Annotated in this window: 16 protein-coding genes and 1 pseudogene; 6 read left to right on the plus strand and 11 right to left on the minus strand. The window is 71.5% G+C overall.

Annotated features, from left to right (window positions below):
* Window positions 1-606 precede the first annotated feature (606 nt).
* On the plus strand, window positions 607-2,517 hold the full coding sequence (locus BDK92_RS32535) for a DEAD/DEAH box helicase (protein WP_246017375.1): 1,911 nt from the start codon (window positions 607-609) through the stop codon (window positions 2,515-2,517).
* On the plus strand, window positions 2,514-3,323 hold the full coding sequence (locus BDK92_RS32540; RefSeq protein WP_211349447.1) for an SWIM zinc finger family protein: 810 nt from the start codon (window positions 2,514-2,516) through the stop codon (window positions 3,321-3,323). The genes BDK92_RS32535 and BDK92_RS32540 overlap by 4 nt, the downstream gene beginning before the upstream one ends.
* A 58-nt stretch (window positions 3,324-3,381) precedes the next feature.
* On the opposite strand, the gene BDK92_RS32545 is transcribed toward BDK92_RS32540, so the two are convergent.
* Together BDK92_RS32545 and BDK92_RS32550 are read right to left on the minus strand one after the other, a co-directional pair.
* Window positions 3,382-4,665, minus strand: coding sequence for an SGNH/GDSL hydrolase family protein (locus BDK92_RS32545; RefSeq protein ID WP_121160181.1), 1,284 nt, complete (start codon window positions 4,663-4,665; stop codon window positions 3,382-3,384).
* 176 nt (window positions 4,666-4,841) lie between these two features.
* Window positions 4,842-5,564 carry a haloacid dehalogenase type II gene (locus BDK92_RS32550; RefSeq protein WP_121160182.1) on the minus strand — a complete coding sequence of 241 codons (723 nt, stop codon included), beginning with the start codon at window positions 5,562-5,564 and terminating at the stop codon, window positions 4,842-4,844.
* A gap of 131 nt (window positions 5,565-5,695) precedes the next feature.
* Here BDK92_RS32550 and BDK92_RS32555 point away from each other — a divergent pair, with 131 nt between their 5' ends.
* Window positions 5,696-6,607, plus strand: a complete 912-nt coding sequence (locus tag BDK92_RS32555; RefSeq protein ID WP_121160183.1) for an NADP-dependent oxidoreductase — start codon at window positions 5,696-5,698, stop codon at window positions 6,605-6,607.
* A gap of 59 nt (window positions 6,608-6,666) precedes the next feature.
* Here BDK92_RS32555 and BDK92_RS32560 read toward each other — a convergent pair whose 3' ends face one another.
* From BDK92_RS32560 to BDK92_RS32585, 6 genes are all read right to left on the minus strand, one after another.
* The gene (locus BDK92_RS32560) at window positions 6,667-7,764 is read right to left on the minus strand and encodes an ABC transporter ATP-binding protein (RefSeq protein ID WP_121160184.1); all 1,098 of its coding nucleotides are present in this window, start codon (window positions 7,762-7,764) and stop codon (window positions 6,667-6,669) included.
* Window positions 7,761-8,582 carry an ABC transporter permease gene (locus BDK92_RS32565; protein ID WP_121160185.1) on the minus strand — a complete coding sequence of 274 codons (822 nt, stop codon included), beginning with the start codon at window positions 8,580-8,582 and terminating at the stop codon, window positions 7,761-7,763. The genes BDK92_RS32560 and BDK92_RS32565 overlap by 4 nt, the downstream gene beginning before the upstream one ends.
* Window positions 8,570-9,499, minus strand: a complete 930-nt coding sequence (locus BDK92_RS32570) for an ABC transporter permease (protein ID WP_121160186.1) — start codon at window positions 9,497-9,499, stop codon at window positions 8,570-8,572. Before BDK92_RS32570 ends, BDK92_RS32565 begins: the two co-directional genes overlap by 13 nt.
* 7 nt (window positions 9,500-9,506) lie before the next feature.
* Entirely contained in the window at window positions 9,507-10,637 is a 1,131-nt protein-coding gene (locus BDK92_RS32575) for an ABC transporter substrate-binding protein (protein ID WP_246017376.1), read from the minus strand.
* A 398-nt stretch (window positions 10,638-11,035) separates the two neighbouring features.
* Complete coding sequence (locus BDK92_RS32580) at window positions 11,036-11,428, minus strand: YybH family protein (RefSeq protein WP_121160188.1); 393 nt, start codon at window positions 11,426-11,428, stop codon at window positions 11,036-11,038.
* 103 nt (window positions 11,429-11,531) lie between these two features.
* Entirely contained in the window at window positions 11,532-11,873 is a 342-nt protein-coding gene (locus tag BDK92_RS32585; RefSeq protein WP_121162784.1) for a hypothetical protein, read from the minus strand.
* Window positions 11,874-12,063: 190 nt separating this feature from the next.
* Here BDK92_RS32585 and BDK92_RS32590 point away from each other — a divergent pair, with 190 nt between their 5' ends.
* Window positions 12,064-13,116: a hypothetical protein gene (locus BDK92_RS32590; RefSeq protein ID WP_147457198.1), complete on the plus strand. Its 1,053-nt coding sequence runs from the start codon at window positions 12,064-12,066 to the stop codon at window positions 13,114-13,116.
* Between the two features lie 72 nt (window positions 13,117-13,188).
* Window positions 13,189-14,763 carry an FAD-dependent monooxygenase gene (locus BDK92_RS32595; RefSeq protein ID WP_211349448.1) on the plus strand — a complete coding sequence of 525 codons (1,575 nt, stop codon included), beginning with the start codon at window positions 13,189-13,191 and terminating at the stop codon, window positions 14,761-14,763.
* A 39-nt stretch (window positions 14,764-14,802) separates the two neighbouring features.
* Here the strand turns inward: BDK92_RS32595 and BDK92_RS32600 are convergent, their stop codons facing one another.
* The 3 genes from BDK92_RS32600 to BDK92_RS32610 all read right to left on the minus strand — a co-directional run bounded on the left by BDK92_RS32600 (window position 14,803) and on the right by BDK92_RS32610 (window position 16,944).
* Complete coding sequence (locus BDK92_RS32600) at window positions 14,803-15,861, minus strand: hypothetical protein (RefSeq protein WP_121160190.1); 1,059 nt, start codon at window positions 15,859-15,861, stop codon at window positions 14,803-14,805.
* 99 nt (window positions 15,862-15,960) lie between these two features.
* A complete protein-coding gene (locus BDK92_RS32605) occupies window positions 15,961-16,341 on the minus strand; it encodes a PadR family transcriptional regulator (RefSeq protein ID WP_121160191.1) in 381 nt (126 codons plus the stop codon).
* Between the two features lie 93 nt (window positions 16,342-16,434).
* Window positions 16,435-16,944, minus strand: a complete 510-nt coding sequence (locus BDK92_RS32610) for an SDR family oxidoreductase (RefSeq protein WP_246017603.1) — start codon at window positions 16,942-16,944, stop codon at window positions 16,435-16,437.
* Between BDK92_RS32610 and BDK92_RS40605 the strand changes: the two are divergent.
* Window positions 16,918-17,004 (plus strand): annotated as a pseudogene (locus BDK92_RS40605) (MarR family transcriptional regulator); the annotation flags it as partial. The gene BDK92_RS32610 and the pseudogene BDK92_RS40605 overlap by 27 nt on opposite strands.
* Between the last annotated feature and the right edge of the window lie 103 nt (window positions 17,005-17,107).

The following is a 17,107-nucleotide window of genomic DNA, read 5'->3' on the forward strand; positions in this document are numbered from 1 at the left end:
GGTCTTCTGGGGCGCCGCCGCCGACGAAGCGCTCCACCTGGTCGGCCGGGGGCGGCTGCTGCCGGGCATCTCACCGGGCGGCTTCGACGCCTGGCGGATCGGCCCGTACGACGAGTCCGACCGGGCCCGGGTCGCCGCCCTCGGCGCTGCCATGCCGGCTGTCGCCCGGGCGCTCCCACTGCCCGAACCGGGCCCGCCCCGGCTGCCCGACGCGCTCACACTCGTGCGCGCGTTCCTCGACACGGTCGCCGACACCCTGCCCCGCCGCCCCGACGGCACCGGTGCGTACTCCGCCGACGAGCCCCGGTACGTGCCGCAACTGCGCGACTGGGCCGGGGAGACAGCCGCCGTGGACAGCGGGATACGGCTGTCGCTACGGGTCGAGGCGGACCCGGACGACGTCGGCACCGGGCCGTTGCGGGCAGTGCTCCAGGTCGCCGACCGGGCCGACACCGGCTCGTTGGTGGACGCCCGTACGCTCTGGGACCGAACCGGCGCACCCGGCCCACGGATCAGCCACCCGGAGACCGTACGCACCGACACCATGCTCGCCGTACGCCGGGCCGGACGGGTCTTCCGCCCCTGCTGCGGCTGCTCGACGACGCGGTGCCGGACACCCTGCTGCTCGACGACGACGAGATCGACGACCTGCTCGGCGGTGCTGCCGCCCGGCTGGCGGCGGCCGGGGTGGCCGTGCACTGGCCCCGGGAACTCGCCGCCGACCTCAGCACCACCGCCGTACTCGCCGGCTCCGGCCGGCAACCACCGGCCAGCGTCGGCGGCCTCTTCGGCGACGGCCGGCTGCTGGAGTTCAACTGGCAGGTGGCGCTCGGCGGAACCACGCTGACGCCGGCCGAGATGGACCACCTGGCCGAGGCGCACCGTCCGGTCGCCCGGTTACGTGGGCGCTGGGTGCTGGTCGACCCGGAAACCGCCCGGCGGGTCCGGCAGCGGGCACTGCCCGCGCTCCATCCGGTCGCGGCGCTCGGGGCCGCGTTGACCGGCACGGTCGACGTCGACGGGCGCCCGGTCCCGGTCGCGGCGACCGGCTGGCTGGAGGAGCTGCGGTGGCGGGTCGCCGACCCCGACGGCGGTGCCGAGCCGGTGGCCGCCCCCGACGGCCTGGCCGCGACGCTGCGCGACTATCAGTTGCGCGGGCTGCGGTGGCTGATCCGGATGACCTCGCTCGGACTCGGTGCCTGCCTCGCCGACGACATGGGACTCGGCAAGACGGTCACCCTGATCGCGCTCCACCTGCACCGTCAGCGGGAGCCGGAGAGCGCGGGTCCGACCCTGGTGGTCTGCCCGGCCTCGCTGCTCGGCAACTGGGAACGGGAGATCCGCCGGTTCGCCCCCGGCGTGCCGGTACGTCGGTTCCACGGTGCCGTACGTGACCTCGACAGCGCCGACGGCTTCGTCCTCACCACGTACGGGACGATGCGGGTGGACGTCGCCCGGTTGGCCGGTCACGGCTGGGGGATGGTCGTCGCGGACGAGGCCCAGCACGTGAAGAACCCCGCCTCGGACACCGCGAGGGCGCTGCGGGCCATCGGCGTCCGTACCCGGGTGGCGCTGACCGGCACGCCGGTGGAGAACAACCTCGCCGAACTCTGGGCGATCCTCGACTGGACCACACCGGGGCTGCTCGGCCCGCTGCCCGTCTTTCGGGAGCGGTGGATGCGTCCGGAGGGGACCGCCGACCTGGACCGGTTGGCCCGGCTGGTCGGCCCGTTCCTGCTCCGGCGGCGAAAGACCGATCCGGGTATCGCCCCGGAGCTGCCGGCGAAGACCGAGACCGACCAACCGGTGACGCTCACCCCGGAGCAGGCCGGTCTCTACGAGGCGGTGGTCCGGGAGACCCTCGACCAGATCCGGGGCAGCACGGGTATGGCCCGACGTGGACTGGTGCTGGCACTGCTCACCGCGTTGAAGCAGATCTGCAACCACCCGGCCCACTACCTGGGCGAGGAGGAGCCCCGCCTGTCCGGCCGTTCCGGGAAGCTGGAACTCCTCGACGAACTCCTCGACACGATCCTCGCCGAGGACGGTGCGGTGCTCGTCTTCACCCAGTACGTGGCAATGGCCCGACTGCTCGAACGGCATCTCGGCGAGCGTGGGATCAACACCCGGATGCTGCACGGCGGCACCCCGGTCGGGCGGCGTGAGGAACTGGTGGCGGAGTTCCAGGGCGGTGGCTTCCCGGTCTTCCTCCTGTCGCTCAAGGCGGCCGGCACCGGGCTCAACCTGACCCGCGCGGACCACGTCGTGCACTACGACCGGTGGTGGAACCCGGCCGTGGAGGAGCAGGCCACCGACCGGGCGTACCGGATCGGACAGACCCGACCGGTGCAGGTGCACCGGCTGATCGCGGAGGGCACGGTGGAGGACGTGATCGCACAGACCATCGCCGAGAAGCGGGGCCTGGCCGACGCGGTCCTGGCCGGCGGCGTCGCGGCGCTCACCGAGCTGACCGACGACGAACTCGCCGAACTGGTCTCGCTGCGGGACCGCCCGTGAGCGGCGACGAGGTGCTGGGCTTCCCGGCGTTCCCGAAGGGAATGACCCGGGTGCCCCGGTTCGCCCGCTCGTGGTGGGGACGGGCCTGGCTGACCGCGATGGAGGAGACCGCGCTGGACACGATCCAGCTCCGCAAGGGACGGCGGTTCGCGTACGGCGGGCACGTCGGCTCGATCACGGTCAGCCCGGGCCGGCTCGCCGCCACCGTGTACGGCGACGACGGCGGCGCCTATCAGACCGTGGTGGAGGTCGAGCGCCTCGGCGACGAACAGTGGGACCGGTTCGTCGGCGCCGTCACGGCGAAGGCGGGGCACCTCGCCGCCCTGCTTGACGGGGATGTGCCGCGCGAGCTGGTCGAGGCGGCCCAGGATGTCGACGTACGGCTGCTGCCCGGTCTCGGTGAGCTGCAACCGCACTGCTCCTGCCCGGACTGGGAGTTCCCGTGCCGGCACGCGGCGGCCCTCTGCTACCAGGCGGCCTGGCTGATCGACACCGACCCGTTCGTGCTGCTGCTCCTGCGTGGACGGGGCGCCACCGAACTCCTCGGCGACCTGCGCCGTCAGCCCCCGGAGCCAGAACCGGAGCCGGTCACCGCACCGGCCGGCGTCACCGCCGCACAGGCGTACGCGCTGCCGGTGGCGGCGCTGCCGCCCGTACCGCCGGATCTGCCGGAGCCGGCGGCTGACGCGTTGTTACCGACGGTCGTACCCGGTCCCGGGGTGGAGCCGGTGGCGCTGCGACGGCTGGTCGCCGACGCGGCCCGGCGCGCGCGGGCGCTGCGCGCCGGGAGTGGTCGGCCCCGGTGACGGTGGGCCGCCCCTTCCGTTCGATGACGCAAGGGGCGGCCATATCGGGCGGGTTGGCTCAGGAGATGGTGATCGTGCCGTTGCCGGACCGCACACACGCGACGGTCCGATTCGGGGTTGCCGCCGCGCCGGCCAGGCACTGCCCGAGTACGGCGTGTCCGGCCGCGTTCGGGTGCCACGACTCCTGGCAGGTCTGGAAGTACGAGACACAGCTGTTCGCGATCCGCTGGATGGCGATCTTGTCGTAACCGGAGAGGCTGGTCAGGGGCACCCCGGTCGGTCCGTCCTGGAGCCGGATGGGCGTGGCGAGGGTGCCGGTCGGGCTGTTCGCGCTCTCGCAGAGCCGCGCGCCGTCGAAGGCCCGCTGGACGTTCAGATACACCAGGTCGGCGCTGGGGAACTCGGTCCGCATCGTGTTCGCCACCGACTGCACGAGGGTGCCGAGGTTGCCCGAGAAGAGGTGACCGGCGGCGAGGCTGGCGCGGTGGATCGGGCAGCCGCCGGCGTACCGCTCCGCGCCCAGGTCACGGAACTTGTCCCGGCTGTCGTCGCGCCCGTCCTCCTCGTGGAACTTCGACTCCAGGTCGAACGGCAGCGGGTTGGTGTAGTCCTGGAAGACGATCCGGTGCTGCCCGTCGGGGTCGACCTGGTCGAGCGTGGTGAGCAGTTGCCGTACGGCGTTGGTCGTCTCGGCCGTCGCGGCGCTCACCTGGGCCGGCGTGGCCAGGTCCCCGGCGCTGCACGGCGCCTGCTCGACCGGGCCACCGAGGTAGGCCCAGAACTCCCACCAACCGGTCCAGGCGTCGGCGACGAACCGGTTGGCGCACTTCGACGCCACGTCGCCGAACGTGAAGGAGCTGTTGTTGGACCCGAGCCCGACCAGCACCAGGTCGATGTCGTTGGTCTGGGCGACCGCGCGGAGCTGGTCGAGCTGAGCGGAGACGTTCCGACCGCTGGTCCGGTTGATCGAGGCGCTGGCGATGTCGTGCGGCTGCCCGCCTGAGCAGGCGAGGTTGAACCGGGCCTGGATTCCCGGCAGGTTCGCCTTGTGCAGCGAGGCGTTGGCGGACCGGTGGCAGAAGAACGCGTTGTTGTTCGGCGCCGACCAGCCGGGGAACTCCTGGGGGACGCCGTTGACGTCGGCGACCGAGGTGTACGCGCCGGCGCCCTCGCCGCTGACGAAGCTGTCGCCGAGCGCGACGGCCGCGGTCGGTAGGGCCGCCACCTCGGCGACCGGTCTGGCTGCCGCGCTGGATCGGTCGCTGGTGGCCGACAGCGCATCGACCGCGCTCACGGTCGCGACGAGCGCGACCACGAGTGCGATCCGACGGATCTTGGACATGAATGTGTCCTCCCTGCTGAATCGCAGAATGCGAGATATCTTCGCGACCGCGATCAGACCATGCCCCGAGCCTGTCGTCAACGATCGATGTCCGGGCACCGCTGACCCGCGCCGGATCGGTCGGCGGTGGAGTCGGAGGCGAGGCCGGCTCCGGCCCCTCGGCGCTGCGAGGGGCGTCAGCGCCGTACCGCGTCCACTTCGGTTGGTAGCTGGCCTGCCAGGTCGGCGAGGTCGGACGCGACGATGTCGAACTGGTCCGTCGGGTCAGGGGCGGTGCCGCCAGGGCGGGCGACGTACGCGGTCATCAGCCCGTGCTCCGCCGCGGCCCGCAGGTCCCAGGGGTGGGTGGCGACCATCATCGTCCGGCCGGGGTCCAGGCGCAGCATCCGCAGTGCCAGCCGATAAACCGCCGGATGCGGTTTGTACGCCCGGACGAGTTCACCCGACAGCACGCAGTGCCAGCGCAGCCCGCCCTGGCGGGACAGGTCGGCGAGCGTCGGGAGATCCGCGTTGGAGAGCGCCACGGTCAGGAACCGCTCGGCGAGACTCGCCAGGGCCGCGGCGGAATCGGGCCACGGCCGCAGCCGGTGTCCCGCCGTCGCCAGTCGCTCCAGCGCGGGGCGGTCGAGCGGTATCCCGTGCTCCGCCGCGATCTCGTTGATCGTCGCCCGGCGGACCTGGTCCTGCGACGTCCAGGCGATCTCACCGGCGTTGACCAGGCGCTGCTGTTCGCTGATCCGGCGCGCCCACTCCCGGGACAGTCGGGTGGACTGCGACGGGTCGGACCCGGCCTCGGTGAGTGCCGAGCCGACCTCGTCCGCCACGGATCCCGTCTCGTCGACCAACGTGCCGAGTACGTCGAAAAGGAGGGTGCCGACCCGCCGCCGTTCACCAGCCACTCGCCGAGGCTATCGCTATTCGGCTGTTTCATATCAAACACGGGCATCTTCGTCGTGCTGCCTCTTCGAGGTTGACCTCAACATTTGTTGAGGTTGGAGACTGTGCTCTCCGACAACGAGGGGACGGATCGATGCAGGTTGCGGCGTTAACGGAGTTCGGCGGCCCGGAGGTGCTCCGGCTGATCGAGGTGGAGACCCCGCAGGCGGGTGCGGGCCAGGTCCGGGTCCGGCTGAGGGCGGCCGGGGTGCAACCGTACGACTGCGCGGTGCGGGCCGGCTGGACACCGCCCGGGGTGTCGCCCGGCTTCCCCCGCATCCCCGGCAACGAGTTCGCCGGGGTCGTCGACCAGATCGGTGCGGGGGTGACCGGGGTCGAGGTCGGCGCCGAGGTGCTCGGCTTCGGGCAACTCGGCTGCTACGCGGAGCACCTGGTCGTCCCGGCCGACCAGATCACCGGAAAGCCGGAGTCGATGCCGTGGACGGTCGCGGGCGGCTTCACCGCCGGTGCCCAGACCGCCCACATCGCCCTCCAGGCACTCGGCGTCGGAGCGGGAGACCTGCTGCTGGTGCACGGAGCGGCCGGCGCGGTCGGCACCGTCGCGGTGCAACTCGCCCGGCTCTGGGGCGCCACCGTGATCGGCACCGCCCGCGAGGAGAACCACGACTACCTGCGCGGGCTCGGTGCCATCCCGGTCGCGTACGGCGACGGCCTGCGCGAGCGGGTCCTGGAGCTCGCCCCGGACGGGGTCAGTGCCGCCCTGGACGGTGCCGGCGGGGACGCGCTGCGGGTCTCACTGGAACTCGTGCCGGACCGGCAGCGCATCCTCACCCTGGTCGAGCACGGCCAGGCCGAACCGCTCGGGATCCGGGTGACGCCCGCCCTTCGCTCGGCCGAGCGCCTAGCCGAACTTGTCGAACTGCACCGGCGCGGTCAGCTACGGATCCACGTCCGCGAGACGTTCCCGCTGAATCGTGCGGCGGACGCGCACCGGGAGGTCGAGACCGGGCACGGCCGGGGCAAGGTAGTGATCACCATCGACTGACCGGGGTCATGGGGACGCCCCGGCACGGGACGTCCCCACCTCCGACATCTGTGGACGGGTCAGTTCGCCAGCGCCACCGGCGCCGGGTGCAGCTCGACCCGGACCGCCGTACCTGGGGCGTAGTCGGCCAGCCGGGCGCTGGAAACCTGGGCGACCACCAGGGTGTCGTCCGGCATCGCGACGGTCACCCGGCTGATCGGGCCGAGGAAGCTCGCCGCGAGAACCCGCCCGGTGCCGTCCGGGTCGGCCACCAGGTCGACCGCCTCCGGGCGGACCAGCGCGGTCACCGGCGCGTTCGGGTCCGACGGCGCGTCGCCCGGTTCGACCAGCGGCAGCGTCGCACCGAGCACCTCCACCCTGTCGGCACTGACCCGGCCAGGCAGACGGTTGCTCAGCCCGACGAAGTCGGCCACGAACGCGCTCGCCGGACGCAGGTAGATCTCCGCCGGTGGCCCCAACTGCTCCAGCCGGCCACCGCGCATGACACCGACCCGGTCGGCCACCGCCAGCGCCTCCTCCTGGTCGTGCGTGACAAAGAGGGTGGTGGTGCCGACCTCGATCTGGATCCGGCGGATCTCGTCCCGGAGCTGAACCCGTACCTTGGCGTCGAGCGCCGACAGCGGCTCGTCGAGCAGCAGCACCCGGGGCTCGATGGCGAGCGCCCGGGCCAGCGCCACCCGCTGCTGCTGCCCGCCGGAAAGCTGGTGCGGGTACTTGTCCGCGTGGCCGCCGATGCCGACCAGGTCGAGCATGTTCCCGGCCCGCTCACGCCGGGCCGCCGCCGGGCGTCCACGCAGTCGGAGCCCGAACTCGACGTTCTCCCGCGCGGTCAGGTGCGGGAAGAGGCTGTACGCCTGGAAGACCATCCCCATGTCCCGCCGGTTGACCGGACGGTCCGTGATGTCCTCGCCGTCGACCAGCACCCGACCCGAGTCGGCCTCCTCCAACCCGGCCAACACCCGCAGCGCGGTGGTCTTGCCGCAGCCGGAGGGGCCGAGCAGCGCGACCATCTCGCCGGGGGCGAGTTCGAGGTCGAGCCCGTCCAACGCGAAGGTGTTGCCGAAGCGGCGATGCAGGGCCTCGAGGCGCACCGTGACGCCCTGCCGGGCGCCGGCGCGGGCGCCGGGCGCGGTGGCGACGCTGGTCGTACCGGTCACCGTGTCTCCTTCGGGGAAGTCCGGCGTCGACCGCCGACGAGGGACAAGAACATCAGTAGGACGAATGCGAGCACCAGCGCCGTCAACGACACCGCGACCGACATCGTGGCGCTGCTCTTGCCGAGCAGGTTGATGGCGACCTGGAGATTGCTCCGGTTGAGCAGGGAGGCGATGGTGAACTCGCCCAGCACCAGCGCCACGGTGAGGAACGCGGCGGAGAGCACGGCCGAACGGATGTTTGGCAGCACCACCCGCCAGATCACCGTGGCCCAGCTCGCGCCGAGGCTGCGGGACGCCTCGGCCAGGGTCCGTACGTCGATCGCGGAGAGCCCGGCGTCGATCGACCGGTACGCGTACGGCAACACCAGGATCGTGTACGCGAAGGTGAGCGTGAGCGGGGAGACGCCGAGGAAGTACGTCACCCAGGCGTAGACCGGGGCGAGTCCGACCACCAGCACGATCGCCGGGATGGTCAGCGGCAGCAGGCAGACGAACTCCACCAGCCGGCGCAGCCGGGGCAGCCGCAGGCGTACCCAGACGACGGTCGGGACCAGCAGCAGCAGGGTGAGGGCGACGGTGAGCAGGACCAGCCCGAACGAGGCGGTGATGCCGGCCGACAGGTCCGGGTACGTCTCGCCGAGCTGTCGCCAGTCCAGCAGCAGTTGCCAGGTCTCGAAGGTCACCGAGCCGTTCGCGCCCCGGGTGGTGAACTCCAGCATGGCCAGCAGCGGCAGCAGGAAGAAGATGCCGAGTCCGGTGATGACGGTCCAGCGGAAGGCCCGCTGACGCCGGGCGCGGCGTCGGATCACCCCAGCCATCGCGAACTCCTTCGCTGTAGCACCGCGTAGAGCCACATCACCAGCGCGACCACCACGATCATGCCGAGTGCCATGGCCTTGCCCAGGTTCTGCTGGCCGAGGATCACCTCGCTGGTGAGTGCGCCCCGGATCTGCAGCGGGATGATCGGGCTGCCCTGGCTGACCAGCGCGGCGGCGGTGGCGTACGCCGAGAAGGCGTTGGCGAAGAGCAGCAGCGTCGCGCCGAGGAACGGGGGAGCGAGCAGTGGCATCGCCACCATCCGCCAGTACTGCCAGGTCGAGCCGCCGAGGCTCTCCGCCGCCTCGCGCCACTGTGGACGGATGCCGTCCAGGGCGGGGAGGAAGACGATGACCATAAGCGGCACCTGGAAGTAGGTGTAGACGAGGAGCAGGCCCGGCAGTTCGAAGAGCCAGACCCCGTGCGAGTAGATGTTGATGCCGAGGTTGTCCTGGAGGAAGACGGTGACGAAACCGCTCAGCCCGATCGTGGCGACGAACGCGAAGGCGAGCGTCACGCCGCCGAACTGGGCGAGCACGCCGGCCGCCGAGGTGACGACCCGGCGCAGCACGCCGTCCGGCTTCGCGGTGACCAACGCGTACGCGAGCAGCCCGCCGAGGACCGCGCCGACCAGTGCGGTGACGGCGGAGAGCAGGATGCTGCGTCCGAACGCCTCCAGGATGTACGAGGTGCCGACCGCCGACAGGTTGTCGAGGGTGAAGCCGCCGCTGTCGCTGGTGAACGCGCCGATGACCACCACCAGGGTGGGGATCGCCAGGAACACCACGACGAACGCGAAGAACGGGACGACGCCGAGCAGATCACGGCCCGGCAGGCTGGTCCGGCGCCGGGAGGCCGGGACGGGCCGAACCCCGGGCGCGGGCGCCACGGGGTCCGGGTGTGGCGTAACGACGGTCATCGTCGCCTCAGCCCACTGCCTTCGCCCAGTTGGTGGCCAGGCTCTCCTTGGCCTTCGCGGTCTGCGCCTCGGTGAGGAACACCGGCTCGCCGCTGGTGACGGGGAGCTTGCCGTACGCGGCCTGGTCGATCGTCCCGGCCTTGGCCATCGCGTCGGCCCGGACCGGACGCGCGCCACCGCCGAGCCACAGGTTCTGGCCCTCGTCGGAGTAGAGGAACTCCTGCCACAGTCGCGCGGCGGCCGGGTGCGGGGCGTCCTTGCTGATCGCCTGCACGTAGTAGGAGCCGACCACGGCGTTCGACGGGACCACGGTCTTCCAGTCCATCTTGCCCTGGAGCTTGGCGCCCTGGGCGACGTTCAGGTAGTCCCAGTCGATGACGACCGGGGTCTGGCCCGACTCGACCGTGGTCGCGGTCGGGTCGACCGGCAGGAAGTTGCCGGCCTTCTTGAGCTGGCCGAAGAAGTCGACGCCCTTGCTGACGTCGTCGGCCGAGCCGCCGTTGCCCAGGGCCGCCATCACCACGCCGCTGAAGGCCGCGCCGGCCTGGGTCGGGTCGCCGTTGAGCGCGACCTTGCCCTTGAACTCGGGCTTGAGCAGGTCGGCGACGCTCTGCGGGGCGGGCACCTTGCTGCTGTCGTAGCCGATCGACATGTAGCCGCCGTAGTCGTTCACCCAGGTGCCGTTCGCGTCCTTGAGCGCGGCCGGGATGTCGTCCCAGGTCGCGACCTTGTACGGCGCGAAGAGCGCGGTGTTCGCCGACGCGACCGCCCCGCCGAGGTCGAACACGTCCGGCGCGCCCTCCTGGCCCTTGAGCTGCTTCGCCGCGTTGATCTCGTCCTGGCTGGACGCGTCCGGCTGGGCCGAGTTGACCTTGATGCCGTACTTGGTGTTGAACGCCTTGATGATCTCGCCGTAGTTGGCCCAGTCCGGCGGCAGCGCGATCACATTGAGCTGCCCCTCCTTCTTGGCCTCGGCCACGAGCTTGTCGAGACCACCGAGGTCGGCCACGCTGGCGGCCTTGGCCGCGTCGCTGTTCGACGCCGCGCTCTCCTTCTCCGGGGGCGCGCAGGCGGCGATGGCCAGCGCCGTCGTGGACGCGGCCAGTAGCGCAACTGTTCGGGCAACCGAGATTCGCACACTTCCTCCTTCTACGCCGACGCGGCGTTCGACCAGCCCGCACACTGCGCATTTTCGGCAGTCGTACGCTCGCGGCCGGTCCCGCACATCATGCCTGGCCGCAATCATGTGATCACCGAGGTAAATCGACGCTTCGGTGAACGATTGGCGTTGTCTGGTGGAACGATCGGCGGCACAGCGGCGCGGATAGGTGATATCGGCGGCAACTGCCATCGACTGTCCGAAAATGAACAGACGTCTCCCATGCTCATGCGAGCAGTGGGCGACCAGATTGTCCGTGATGGATCAGGGGCTCCGAGCCGATTCCGAGGCTCTTCCGTTACTTCTCCGAGCTGCCGGTTATAGGTGCGGAGAGTCGGTCGGCAACGAGGAAAGAGTTTTCCTCGTCGGAGCCGGAATCATCCCTGACCGGGCAGTGCGGAGTGTTGTCCCGGTGGCCAGAAAGGCCATTCCTCGAATACGCGGCAACGGCCGTCGTCGGCGAAACGCAGAATCCACAGATCGCGGAACTGCTCGGTGACCGGAAGGCCGTACCGCACCTCAAGGCGGACCACGGCGGTCTCGCCGTCGATCGCGACCACCTGACTGGTCATGCCGAACACCTCGTCCGGCCCCTCCCGCTGGGCCTCCCACATCCGGGCGATCGCCGCCAACCCGCGCACCGGCTCCAGATACGGTCCCTGCTGGTAGCTCGCGTCCTCGGTGAAGATCGTCGCGAGCGTCTCCGTGCCCGCCGTACGCCACGCCCGCTCGTACGCCGCGATCCAGTCCGTCAACCGTTCCCGGTCCATGTCAGTCAGCTTGCCACGCCACCGGGTCAGCCGGCCCGCGAACGGGCGCGTCCGCGCACCTGGAGGAGCGTCAGCCCGCCCCTGCCGGGCGCCCTGCGAAGCCTCACCGCCAGAAGACCGCCACCGCCGCGTTGGCCAGGGTGAGCACGATGATCCCGAGGAAGTGTCCCCGGTTGACGGCGTCCCGCTTACGGGAGAAGAACACCATCGTGAAGATCGCCAGCGCGATCAGCAATTTGGTGAGGAGCTTGGCCGGCGACGGTTCGTCACCGTCACGCAGCGGCGCGGCGAGACCCAGGCCGGAGAGAAGCTGGATGACCGCACCCCAGAGCATCGCGGGGTTGATCCGTATCGTGCCGCTCACGTACTGGGCGATCGAACCGCCCAGCAGCAACGCGAAACCGATCAGGTGGACGTAGAGCAACACCAGGCGTAGGGCTTCCACGGCGGCCATTGTTCCCCATGCCCCGCCGACCCGCTGACCCGCCTCACCACAGGCTCAACCGGCCGGCGTCGGTGCGGGCAACGCCGGGTCGCCGTTCGGACCCCTCATCCGCTCCCGGTAGACCGAAGTCACCCGATGCGAGACTTCGGTTGGTAGCTCGCGTGCTGGCCGGCAATCCAGACTCGTCGTTATGACAGAGTCCCAGCCGGCCCAGCCCACGCGGCGAACCGGGCTTGCCCGGCGGGTGCTACCCGCCGTCGGGCTCGCCCTCCTCGCCCCGTGGGTGGCCGAGTACCTGATGGGAAGCCACTCGGTCCGTGACCTTCCCCTGATCGTCTTCCTCGTGCCGATGTACGGCGGCGGTGCCCTGCTGGTCCGCGAGGTGTCCCGCCGCGCCGGCCGGGGCTGGCCGACCATCCTGTTGCTCGGGCTCGCCTACGGCGTGATCGAAGCCGGACTGCTCGACCAGTCCCTGTTCAACCCCGACTACTCCGGTTTGGACTTCCAAAGCGTCGCGCCGATTCCGGGCCTCAGGGTGAGCGCCTACTTCACGCTGTTGTTCGTCGCCGGGCACGCGATCTGGAGCATCGGTGTGCCGATCGCCATCGTCGAGTCCCTGGTTCCCGACCGGGCCACCACCCCCTGGCTCCGTACGCCGGGCCTGGTGGTGGCCGCCCTGCTCTATCTCGGCGGCGGCGCCATCATCTACACCGAACTGCGGTCGACCGAGAGTTTCCAGGCCAGCACGCTCCAGTCCACCGTCGCCGCGGTGGCCGCCCTCGCGCTCGTCGTCGCCGCCTTCACCGTCCCGCATCGCCACGCCCCCGGTGCCGAGGCGCCGCACCGCCCGAGCCGGCCCGCGATCAGGGCGCCCGAGCACCGGTTACCGGTGCTGCTGCTCGCCCTGGTGGTGTCCAGGCTGCTCTGGATGCCCGAGAACTGGCTCGGGGTCGGGATCACCGCCACCCTGCTCGCCGGCACGACCTGGCTGGTCCTGCGCTGGTCAGCAAGTCCACAATGGTCTCAGGGACACCGGCTGGCGCTTGCCGGGGGCGCCCTGCTGGTGCACGCCTGGGACGGCTTCCACCTGCACCCATGGCGGGCCATTTCACCGGGCGAGGAGCTGGCCAGCGACATCCTGTTCACGCTCGCGGCGATTACCCTGCTACTGGTGACGATTCGGCGCGTCCGGCGTCATCGGCGACGGGTCGAGGAGTCCCCGTCGCTGCTCGCCGCCGGATAGGCCGACCAGCACGACCGCGCCGGGTGCCGGGTGCCGGGCGCCCGGCGGATCGGATGCGCTACGGGGGTGGCTGTGACCGGTGGAGCGGACCGTTCCGACGTCGGCGGTGACATGGGCCTCGATACGGCCGGCGTTGACGTCCTGGTGGCCGGCTGTGGACCGGTCGGCGGGGTACTCGCCGCACTGCTCGGCGCGTACGGGGTCCGGGTGCTGGTGGTCGACCCGTACACCGAGCCCTATCCCCGGCCGCGCGCGGCGATGCTCGACGCCGGAGTGCGGCGGATCCTGCGCCGGGTGCCGGGACTGGCCGACGTCGAGGGCTGGGCCACGCCGGTGCGCCACGGGCGGGTGCTCGGACCGGATCACCGCGTGCTGTTCGACGCCCGCATTCCCGGCGACGAACTCGACCCACCCGCCGCCGTCCTGATCGACCAGCCACGACTGGAGACGGCGGTCCGGGCCAGCCTGTCGGCGGCACCGACGGTCCGGTTGCGGCTCGGGCGGTCGGTGGTCGGCGTCGAGCAGACCGACGAGCACGTCGAAGCCCTGCTCGACGACGGCGGTAGGGTCCGGGCGAACTGGCTCGTCGGCTGTGACGGCGCCGCCAGCGCAGTACGCGGCCTGCTGGGTGTGGCGTACGAGGGGGTGAGTTTTCCGGAGCCGTGGCTCGTGGTCGACGCGTCCAGCGCCCCGATACCCGACGCCGAACCGTCGTTCGCCTACGTGCTGGACCCGGCCCGACCGCTGGTGACCATGTCCCGTGTCGGGGCCCACCGCTGGGAGTGGCTGGTGCTGCCGGGGGAGGACCCGGCCACGATGGTCCAGGACGGGGAGATCCGCCGGCTGGTCGGCGCCTGGGTCGACCCGGATTCGGTGCGGATACGCCGCGCCTCGGTATTCACCTTCCACGCCAGGATGGCGAGCCGGTGGCGGACCGGTCGGGTCCTGCTCGCCGGTGACGCGGCGCACTCCATGCCACCCTTCGTCGGACAGGGACTCGGCAGCGGCATCCGCGACGCCGCCAACCTCTCCTGGCGGCTCGCGCAGGTGGTGCGCGGAGTCGACGACCCGGTTTCGCTTGACGGTTACGAGCGGGAGCGACGCCCGGACGTACGGGCGACCACGGCGATGGCGCTACGGATGGGGCGGATCGTGCAGAATCGCGGCCGAGTGGGCTCCGCGCTGCTCCGGTCGCTGATCCGTACCGCCGGTGCGGTGCCGGGACTGGCGGCGTTTGTCGGCCGGCACGGTCAACCCGCTGAGCGTCTGCCCCGGGGCACGGCGGGACGCCACCCGGGCGCGGGTCGCCTGCTGCCCGACGCCCGGCTCCGTACGCCGACCGGCACGGTGCTCCGCCTCGACGACCTGCTCGGCAACCGCTGGGCGGTGATCGGGTACGGCGGTGACCCGTACTGGCACCTGGACGCGGGCGCCCGGCGGTGGGTGTCCGATCGCGACGCGATGGTGTTCGCCCTCGTGCCGCGCGGACGGCGGAGCCCGAAGGGACTGGACTGCCCCGTTTTCGAGGATCTGGACGGCGTGTTGTCCCGGCCCCGCCGGCAGGCGGTCACGATCGTCCGCCCGGACCGGTTCCTGCTCGGCACCCTGCCGGTGCCGTTGTCCGTCGCCCGTCTGACCGCCCCCTGAAACGCTGCCGAGCCGCTGCTGCCGGCGCTACCGCTGCCGTTAGCCGGTCGCCAGGCCGGCTGGCTTCGACTCGCGCCGAGGCAGCAGGGCGAGCCCGAGTACGCCCAGCGCGGGCAGCAGGGCGAGCAGCGCGGGAAGCCTTCCCAGGTAGGCGAAACCGAGCCAGGGCGGCGCCGGCATCCACCCCGGGTCCTCCAGTGCGGACACGACGACGACCAGCGTGCTGATCAGGAAAGCCGGGAACATGCCGACGAAGACGAGACCGACCTGTAGGCCGACCAGCACCTGCACGAATCGGTGTCGGCCCGCCGTACGACGGCTCACCCACCCGGCGAGCAGCCAACCGACGAGTGCACCGACCAGGCCACCGAGTACGGCCAGCGGGAGCGGGGTGGTCGGCCGTGCCCGGACGATGGTCAGGTCGAGCCGTGGCGTGGCCCCGGCGCCGAGGTCCGAGTACCAGACGGTCAGTCCGTCGCGGCGGGCGTACAGCGTTGCTCCCTCGCCGAACGCGCGTTCGCCGTGGAACTCCACGTCGCTCACCTCCCACCCGCTGGCATCGAGGCGGCCACGGACGTCCGAGGCGAGTGTGCGTGCGTCCTGGTCGGACTCGAACCCGAACTCGACCCGACCCGGGGTGTAGTCGTCTCCGCCACTGACGATGGTCCAGGCATCGGTCGGGTCGTCGTAGAAGAAAAGCTCGTCCCGGCGCATCTGGTGCACCGGTAGCCGGGTGGGCAGGGCGGTCCGGGCGATCGCGGCGGCCTCGGCGGAATCCGGGAGGGGGCGGGCGGCCTGCCAACCCAGCCACGATCCGGCAACGGAGCCCAGGAAGCCGAAGAGCAGGGCGGTGAAACCGGCGACGATCACGATCCCGCCGCTGGTCGGTCGGCCGAGCCGGCAACGCAGCCCGTGCCGGAGCAGGTTCGCCGCCTCCCGTACGGCTGGCCGGCGGCGGCCCGGCGGCGCAGTGGCCAGCAATGTGTCGAGCAGCTCCTCGCCCCGTTCGCGCCGGTAGTCGGACGGGTACGCGAGCAGCAGTCGACGGTAGTGGAGGGCGAGCCGGTGGTCGGTGCGCGGCTGCTCGGGACCGGTCATGGGGGGAGTCCTTCGTGGGATTCGGTTACCACGGCGCGACGGTCCGGCCAGGGAGCTGCCGCGCGGTCCGGGGCGTTGGGTGATGCGACCAGAGTCTCGTCACGATGGCTGCGTGGCAGGGCCGCCGAGCATCGGTGGGTGGGCCGGGTGCGGGGCGATTCGGGAGCGGCGCTGCCGCAGTCGTTCGCCTGCCGCAGCCGTGTTACGAAGCTGTCGGGCCAGGTCGCTGTCGAGTGCGCGCACGCCGTCCTCGGTGAGGCGGTAGTAGCGGCGTTGCCGCCCGTCGACGGTCTCCTCGCGGTCCGGTTCCACCAGCCCCTCGGCGGTGAGCCGGTCCAGTGCGGCGTAGAGGGTGCCGGCCTGCAGTGTCACCCGCCCCTCGGAGAGCGTCGTCACCTCCTGGATCACGCCGTAGCCGTGCAGGGGGCGCACCGCCAGCGCGGCCAGGATGAGAAACGTGGGTTCCCGCAATGCCGCCATGGGGACCCAATATAAAGATGATCTGTACGTGGGGTCAATCCTCGCTCGGGTGGATGGATGGATCGCCGACGGCGCTCGATCGTGCCGGTCGCCTCAGCGCCCCAGGTACGCCCCGCCGTTGACGTGGATCACCTGGCCGGTGAGGTGCCCGGCCGCAGGGGAGGCGAGGAAGGCGATGGTCGCCGCGACGTCGTCCGCGGTGCCGGCCCGTCCGTTGCGGGTGGCGGCCACCCGCCGGTCGACGCCCTCGGGGGTCATCCGGTCACGGAAGAACTCGGTGTCGACGATCAGGCCAGGAGCTACCACGTTGGCGGTGATGCCACGCGGGCCGAGTTCACCGGCGAGGGAGGCGGTCCACGCCTCGACCGCGGCTTTGGCCGCCCCGTACGCCCCGGCGCCCTGGCGGGCGTAGACGGCATCGCGAGCGCCTGGGCCAGGGAACGCCCCGGCACACCGGTCGAGTCGATCGGCGTCATCACCCGGATCTGGCGCATCGGTAAGATCCTCAATGACGAGCGACGACGTACCCTGACCCGTCTCGACATCGACGCGGCCACGCTCGACCTGCTCAGCACCCTGCGCCGGGCCGGCCCGCCCTACCAGCTGGCCCCGAGTGAAATCGCCCGGCTCTCGCTGGTCAGCGCCGGGGCGATCTCCCAACGGGTCAGCCGCGCCGAACAGGACGGACTGGTCGGCCGGGAAAAGTCCGGCCCGGACGGACGGGGCGTGCTGGTCACCCTGACCGACGCCGGACACCGCCTGCTGG

Source organism: Micromonospora pisi (assembly GCF_003633685.1).
Lineage (GTDB): Bacteria > Actinomycetota > Actinomycetes > Mycobacteriales > Micromonosporaceae > Micromonospora_G > Micromonospora_G pisi.

Excerpts from the sequence above, each read along its gene's own strand:
- BDK92_RS32565 (WP_121160185.1), bottom strand. The coding sequence starts at position 8,582 with ATGGCTGGGGTGATCCGACGCCGCGCCCGGCGTCAGCGGGCCTTCCGC.
- BDK92_RS32600 (WP_121160190.1), bottom strand. The coding sequence starts at position 15,861 with ATGACCGGTCCCGAGCAGCCGCGCACCGACCACCGGCTCGCCCTCCAC.
- BDK92_RS32580 (WP_121160188.1), bottom strand. The coding sequence starts at position 11,428 with ATGGACCGGGAACGGTTGACGGACTGGATCGCGGCGTACGAGCGGGCG.
- BDK92_RS32545 (WP_121160181.1), bottom strand. The coding sequence starts at position 4,665 with ATGTCCAAGATCCGTCGGATCGCACTCGTGGTCGCGCTCGTCGCGACC.
- BDK92_RS32570 (WP_121160186.1), bottom strand. The coding sequence starts at position 9,499 with ATGACCGTCGTTACGCCACACCCGGACCCCGTGGCGCCCGCGCCCGGG.
- BDK92_RS32590 (WP_147457198.1), top strand. The coding sequence starts at position 12,064 with ATGACAGAGTCCCAGCCGGCCCAGCCCACGCGGCGAACCGGGCTTGCC.
- BDK92_RS32555 (WP_121160183.1), top strand. The coding sequence starts at position 5,696 with ATGCAGGTTGCGGCGTTAACGGAGTTCGGCGGCCCGGAGGTGCTCCGG.
- BDK92_RS32605 (WP_121160191.1), bottom strand. The coding sequence starts at position 16,341 with ATGGCGGCATTGCGGGAACCCACGTTTCTCATCCTGGCCGCGCTGGCG.